This is a genomic window from Streptomyces sp. NPDC042346 (genome assembly GCF_055581845.1).
Genome location: NZ_JBVJEH010000016.1, coordinates 127,964 through 133,963, shown reverse-complemented (window position 1 = coordinate 133,963; position 6,000 = coordinate 127,964). Strand labels below are relative to the sequence as shown.

Below are 6,000 nucleotides of genomic sequence, written 5' to 3'. Positions count from 1 at the left end.
CCCGCGGAGCGGGATATGCCCCGGCAAGCCGGGGCATAGAGCGCGAATTGCGCAAGCGCAATTCGGATTCCGGCGCAAGCGCCGGAATAGAATTCCGCAAACGGAATTCAAAAAGGGAATGCAATTCACGCAAGCGTGAATTGTCGGCGACCGCGCAAGCGCGATCACCATGGCTGGCTACGAAGGGCGGTGCATCGCGCGCGGGCCTGTGTAGGGTCTGGGAATCCTGGCGCCACCACCGTCGCAACGAGAATGACGGACTGTCGGCCTGACGGGGTATCGGCCTCACCGCAGTGACGGGCTCCGCTGCGCTCCACCCGGGCCTCTCCCCCACTCTCGCGGCAGACTGTCAAGTCCATCGTGACCCTGCCGGCATACAGGGAAACCGGCCGTTAGCGAGTGGGATCGAGTCACGTATCACCCTGGGGAGCGAAGTTCTGGCGCGGGTGATGCATCAGAGATGCTAGCTGTGTAGAGTCTGGGATCAGACACCAATACCCCGGCCCACCACTCGCCGCGTCGGACTTTCTTTATGATTGCGCGCCGTATTCCGCGAAAAGGAGAACACGGGAATGTCCGTGAAACTGCGTGACCACCAGATCGAGGCCGTTGCTGCCATTGTGCGCGGTCTCGATGTCCCTCCGGGCGGTATTCCTTGGAATGGCCTGCGTGGGCAGGTGCACGCCGCGTGCGGAACGGGGAAGACCATCATTGCGGCAGCGTCGGCCAAGCGGCTCGTGCCCAAGGGCCGCGTTCTCGTCCTGGTGCCAACGCTGGATCTTCTGACCCAGACCGTGCGGGCGTGGCGCGGGGCTGGGCATGCGGGGCCGGCGGTTGCGGTGTGCAGCCTCACCGATGACCCGGAGCTGTGGAGCCTCAAGGTGCGCTCCACCACGAATCCGGTGCAGCTGGCTCTGTGGCACGGCTCTGGGCCTCTGGTCATCTTCGGGACGTACGCATCGCTGGGGGTTCTGGCGGAGGCTTTCGAGGGCGCCTACGGGCAGCAGTTGGCGCCCATGGACCTCACGGTGGTGGATGAGGCGCACAGGACTTCCGGCTCGATGGGTAAGGCGTGGGCCGACGTCCACAACCAGACCGTGATCCCGTCGTACCGCCGGCTGTACCTGACGGCGACGCCGCGGATCTGGGAGGAGCGGCTGAACCGCGAGGTGACGGAGGGGGTGCGCGACCCGCTACCGCGCGAGATGGCGGCCTCCATGGACGATGAGAAGGTCTTCGGGCCTGTCCTCTACAAGCTGTCGCTCGCGTCGGCCGTGTCGCGCAGGCTGCTGGCGCGGTACCAGATCATCGTCCTGGAACTGAAGGACCCGGTCGTCACACCAGAGCGGTTGATGGGCGAGGAGCGGCACAGTGAGAAGGTGCGCGGGGAGCGCCTCGGGGCGCTGCAGGCCGCGTTGCTGCACACGATGGCGGAGCACGGTCTGTCGACGTGCATCACGTTCCACCATCGGACGATGGAGGCGCAGGCGTACGCGGAGGGCCTTGGGCGTGTGGCGGCGAAGCTGCACGCCGATCGGCCGGAGACGTACCCAGCTCGGGTCTGGGTTGACTGGCTGTGCGGCGAGCACGCGCCCGAGCGTCGGCGGGAGGTGCTGGGCGGGTTCGGGACCACGGCGCAGCGTGCCGTGCTCTCCAACTGCCGTGTCCTGGGCGAGGGTGTCGACATCCGGGCCGTGGACAGCGTGGCCCTGCTGGACCCCAAGGGCGCGCCACACGACATCGTCCAGGCCATCGGCCGCGCTCTGCGTCAGAAGCCCGGAGAGGGAAAGCTTGCGTCTTTGATCGTGCCGGTATTTCTCCATCCCGGGGAAAAGCCGGAGGATATGTTCACTTCGGGATCATATCGGCCTTTGGTGAAGGTATTGGAGGGGTTGCGGGCTCATGATGAAGAGGCTGTGGAATTGCTGGCGATTCCGCAGGAGCCTCAGAAGGACGTGGCGCAGCCGTCCGAGTACATCGGTCCGCCGCCCGGGGAAGGCGAGGACGAATCCCGTCTGCTGCTGCGTTTTGCCGTTCCGCGCGACCCGGTGATGGTCGCGGACTGGGTGTCCTTCAATGTCATCGACACCGAGCGTCAGGACTGGGCGCGCGGCTGGGCAAAGCTCAAGCAGTTCACGCAGCGTGAGTCCCATGCCCGAGTTCCGTACGAGCACCGTGAGGGTGGCTTCCCGCTGGGGACCTGGGTCGCAGAGCAGCGACGCGCGTACGGCGCTGGGCAGATGACCGGCAAGCGCGCGGAGCGGCTGGAGAAGCTGGGCATGGTCTGGTCGGTCGCGGACGAACGGTTCCAGGAGAACCTGGCGGCGGCCCGGGTGTACTTCGAGGAGCACTGGACGCTGTGCGCGCCGAGGTCCGCCACGGCGCTGGACCGGCCGGTGGGGCAGTGGCTGTCGAACCTGCGCCGTCCCGGCGCGCTGGAGGGTAAGCCGGAGTGGGAGGCCGCGCTGCGGGGGGTGGATGCGGACTGGAACCCGCAGTGGCCGGCGGAGTGGCAGCGGCACTACGCGGTGGTGCGGGAGATGCTCGCTGAGGAGAGCATCCTTGCCTACGTCGAACCCGGGGTCACCGTGCACGGGATGGACATCGGCCGGTGGCTCGCCCGGCAGCGCCAGCCGAAGGTGTGGGCGGCCCTGTCCGACGGGCAGCGCGAGCGCCTGGTGGCTATCGGCGTCGTCCCGCACGCCCCGGAGCCGGAAGCCCCGGCGGTGACTGTGGCGGCCGTGGGGCCGTCCACGGCGCCCGTGGGGGCTTTTGAGCGGGGCGTGGCAGCCCTGGCGCAGTACAAGGCCCGCACGGGCTCCGTGACTGTTCCCAGGGCTCACACAGAGCGGCTGGAGGACGGCACAGAGGTCAAGCTCGGGGTATTTCTGAGCAACAGCAAGACCAGGCGCGCCAAGCTCACCGCCGACAAGCTCGCTGCGCTTGCCGAGCTCGGACTCGACTGGGCCGTGTGACGGCACACTGACGGCGCCTGCCCAGGAGCCCGGGCGGGCGCCGTCAGTGCTTGGGCGGTGGGCTCGTGCTCAGTTGGTCGTGTCCTCCGTGGTGACGTTGGCCTGAGTGGCCCACTTCCGTACGGCGGGACCGTACCGATGGAGGCTCCAGTACTTGGTCCGGGAAGTGCCGTCCGGAGTCATCTGGGGCGCCTCGGGGTATCCGAAGTGCTGCATCAGACCGGTGGCGAGGGCGGAGGTGGCTGCGACCAGGCCCGGTCCGTCTTCGGCGAGATCGTCGATATCGAATATGGAGGTCACCTGGGCCGGGAGCAGCGATCTGTGGACGACTTCGCGGAGCAAGAATCCGCAGGCGCCCCGGCTGTGGAGCGCGGTTGGTACAACGGTGGGAGAGATCAACCGGGGAGGGGATGCATGGCCGAGCACGAGGACGCGACCGAGCATGAAGGCGCGGTGGAGCGCGCGAAGCGGGGTACGAGGCGCTGGCCGCCCGGTACGTGAAGAAGGCGATGGCGGGCGATGCGGGCGCGGCGCAGCTGGCGCAGACGTTCGCATCGTTGGCGGCCGCCGCTCGGATTGAGCGCATGGACTGGCGTATGCGGGTACTGGGCGACCAGCTCGGGGACGTGAAGAAGGCGATGGATGGTCTTCGCCGCAAGCTGCCCGAGCGGTGACGTCCGTCAGCTGGCGGCAGTGGTGCTTACCGTGGGGCGTGACCACACCTTCCGATGACGCGGCCAGGCCGGTGCGGGTCGTGCTGCCCGCCGACCCGGTGCTCGGGCACCCTGAGCAGGAAGTCGTGGCGCGGTTGTGGAGGCGGCGGCAGACCGCGACGGGCTGGATGTACCTCGTGGACCTGCCGTCGTACCGGACCTCGAGGACGGCGGCGTGGAGGCTGCGGAGTACCGGGTGTGGGTCCGGGCCCCGAGCACGTGCGGCTGGTCGACGGACATCGCCGCCGGCCTCAACATCGCCGAGTCCTCCATCCGCTCCCACCGCCGCCACGCCCGCGACCACCTCGCCCACGCCGTCCGCCACGACACCGAACCCGCCTGACCGCACCGCCCCATGTGGCCCCGGACCCGCCCGGTCCGGGGCCACGCCCATGCACGGCCGACGCCCAAGAGCCGGGCGGGTCAGACGAAGTGGCGGGCGGCGGCCGCCACGAGGGCATCGGCCGCGTCTCCGGCGGCCTGGCGAGCTCGGCGAGGGTGTCGGTGCGGCGGCGCCGCGCAGGGCGTAGGAGGCCTCTACGGCCGCCGTCGTGGCCTGGCCGAGGGCCGGGTGAGGACCGCGACGAGGACGCGCGGCGCCTCGATCGCGGACCGGGCGGCGTGCAGCGCCTCGGCCTTGGCCGGGTGCCCGGCGTCCGTAGGGGCCAGCTCGAGCGCAAGCAACACGCTGCCCAGGAAGCCTTCCCCATCCGCATCCCCGGCCAGCTGGTGGTGCGGTGTGGTCTGTCGGTGTCAACTACTCCATCCTCCGGTCGCCGGGATGGAAGCATGGCCCTATGGCAGAACTGCGTCGTGGACCGTCTCAAGAGCCCTGTGTACCCACCCTCATCCTCGATACCTGCGTGGTCACCGCGCTGCCATGGAACAGCACGGTCTGGGAGCTGTTCCGTGCCGTGCGCGCGGCCGGGGCCGGGCGGATCGCCATATCGGAGATGGTCCTGATCGAGCTGCTCGCGCAAAGGGGTCGGGAATACAGCTCGGCGCTCGACAAGGCCACCGCCGCCCATCAGGCTCTGTGGAAGCTGCAGTTCGTCGACGTAGACGCGACGCATGCCTGGCCTGCTGTCTACAGCCCGGAGGCATCTCTGCAGAAGTGGGAGGACATCTACCGCCAGACCATGGAGGTCCTGCCCCTGACTCGGGAGGCTGCGGTCGAAGGCCTGCGCCGTGAGGCTCACCGACTGCGTCCCGCTCGGGCGTCCGGGAAGACGGCGACGGGCAGCAGGGATGCGGCGATCTGGATGACTGTGCTGGAGCAGGCGAAGGTTGATCCCACGTGCCCTGTGTACTTCGTCAGCAGCAATGTGACCGACTTCGGCCTGAACGGAAAGCTCTACCCCGACATGGTGGACGAGGCGAACGCCGCCGGCGTAAGCATCGAATACCTCACTAACCTTGACGAAGCGCTCAGTCGAATCAGCCGTCGCGAGGGCATCGCCCACAACGACGAGGGCCTGGCCGGGCGGGTCACCGCAGCGACCACTACGCAGGCCTTGTGGTCGTTCATCGTCGAGACAATGGAGGGGCAGCAGGTCGCCGGCGCCTTCGTTGACTTCGACGACGAATACCCCTTCGTCGAATGGGAGTCCGCTTGGTCCGAGTTGCAGGTGCGGATGATGGAGGTCGCGTCCTGGAGCGACGAGACCTCCTACGTCGTCGGAACAGCCGTCAGCTCCGGCAGCCCGGTCAGGACCCTGGCCGCCACCGTGAGCATCCTGGTCGGCGGCGAGGCACGGCGCTGGACCCGGGGTATGGGGATCAGTGATCTGGAGCCCGTCGCCTTCGCCATCGACCTGCGCGTTCTGTTCGGCCCCGGCTCCATCAGCGTCGCATCGGTCGGCGAACCGAGAGCCTTCACTGCCGCGGAAGACAATGCCGCCATCGCCATGGCGGTCCGGCTGTGCGCGGGCCACGGATACTCCATCCCCCAGGATAAGGAGGGGCTCTAGCCTCCACGGCGCGGCAACGGAATGGACCCACATCCCACCAGGCGTCGTCCGCGGCCAAGCGGCGACCTCTCATCCTGTTCCTGCATCGGCCGCCTGGCGGGGCCAGTTGGCCCGTGACTTGTTGGAGTCAGCAGCAATTCACAGTGGGCGATGGTGTCGGCGGTGACGGGCGGTAGTCGGCACCGCGGAGCACCAGCACCGCGCGGGCCAGGCGCCGGGTAGCGGGCGGGTCCAGGAGCAGATGGTGCGGGTGTCGCCGACGCCGTCGAGGGGGCGCTGGTGCCGTCCGGCATCGTGCACATGGCCGTCGTGTCGCACTGGAACGTCCGGTACCCGGACCGC

Annotated in this window: 6 protein-coding genes; 4 read left to right on the top strand and 2 right to left on the bottom strand. The window is 68.5% G+C overall.

Annotated features, from left to right (window positions below; genetic code table 11):
* Positions 1–572 precede the first annotated feature (572 nt).
* On the top strand, positions 573–2,975 hold the full coding sequence (locus ACZ6K0_RS42030; protein WP_469235960.1) for a helicase associated domain-containing protein: 2,403 nt from the start codon (positions 573–575) through the stop codon (positions 2,973–2,975).
* A gap of 69 nt (positions 2,976–3,044) precedes the next feature.
* Here ACZ6K0_RS42030 and ACZ6K0_RS42025 read toward each other — a convergent pair whose 3' ends face one another.
* Positions 3,045–3,275: a hypothetical protein gene (locus tag ACZ6K0_RS42025; RefSeq protein ID WP_469235958.1), complete on the bottom strand. Its 231-nt coding sequence runs from the start codon at positions 3,273–3,275 to the stop codon at positions 3,045–3,047.
* A 197-nt stretch (positions 3,276–3,472) separates the two neighbouring features.
* Here ACZ6K0_RS42025 and ACZ6K0_RS42020 point away from each other — a divergent pair, with 197 nt between their 5' ends.
* Both ACZ6K0_RS42020 and ACZ6K0_RS42015 read left to right on the top strand, forming a co-directional pair.
* Positions 3,473–3,649: a hypothetical protein gene (locus tag ACZ6K0_RS42020; protein WP_469235956.1), complete on the top strand. Its 177-nt coding sequence runs from the start codon at positions 3,473–3,475 to the stop codon at positions 3,647–3,649.
* A 214-nt stretch (positions 3,650–3,863) separates the two neighbouring features.
* The gene (locus tag ACZ6K0_RS42015; RefSeq protein ID WP_469235954.1) at positions 3,864–4,031 is read left to right on the top strand and encodes a hypothetical protein; all 168 of its coding nucleotides are present in this window, start codon (positions 3,864–3,866) and stop codon (positions 4,029–4,031) included.
* A 194-nt stretch (positions 4,032–4,225) separates the two neighbouring features.
* On the opposite strand, the gene ACZ6K0_RS42010 is transcribed toward ACZ6K0_RS42015, so the two are convergent.
* Positions 4,226–4,375: a hypothetical protein gene (locus ACZ6K0_RS42010; protein WP_469235953.1), complete on the bottom strand. Its 150-nt coding sequence runs from the start codon at positions 4,373–4,375 to the stop codon at positions 4,226–4,228.
* A 110-nt stretch (positions 4,376–4,485) separates the two neighbouring features.
* Here ACZ6K0_RS42010 and ACZ6K0_RS42005 point away from each other — a divergent pair, with 110 nt between their 5' ends.
* Positions 4,486–5,658: a PIN domain-containing protein gene (locus ACZ6K0_RS42005; RefSeq protein ID WP_469235951.1), complete on the top strand. Its 1,173-nt coding sequence runs from the start codon at positions 4,486–4,488 to the stop codon at positions 5,656–5,658.
* Positions 5,659–6,000: the final 342 nt, after the last annotated feature.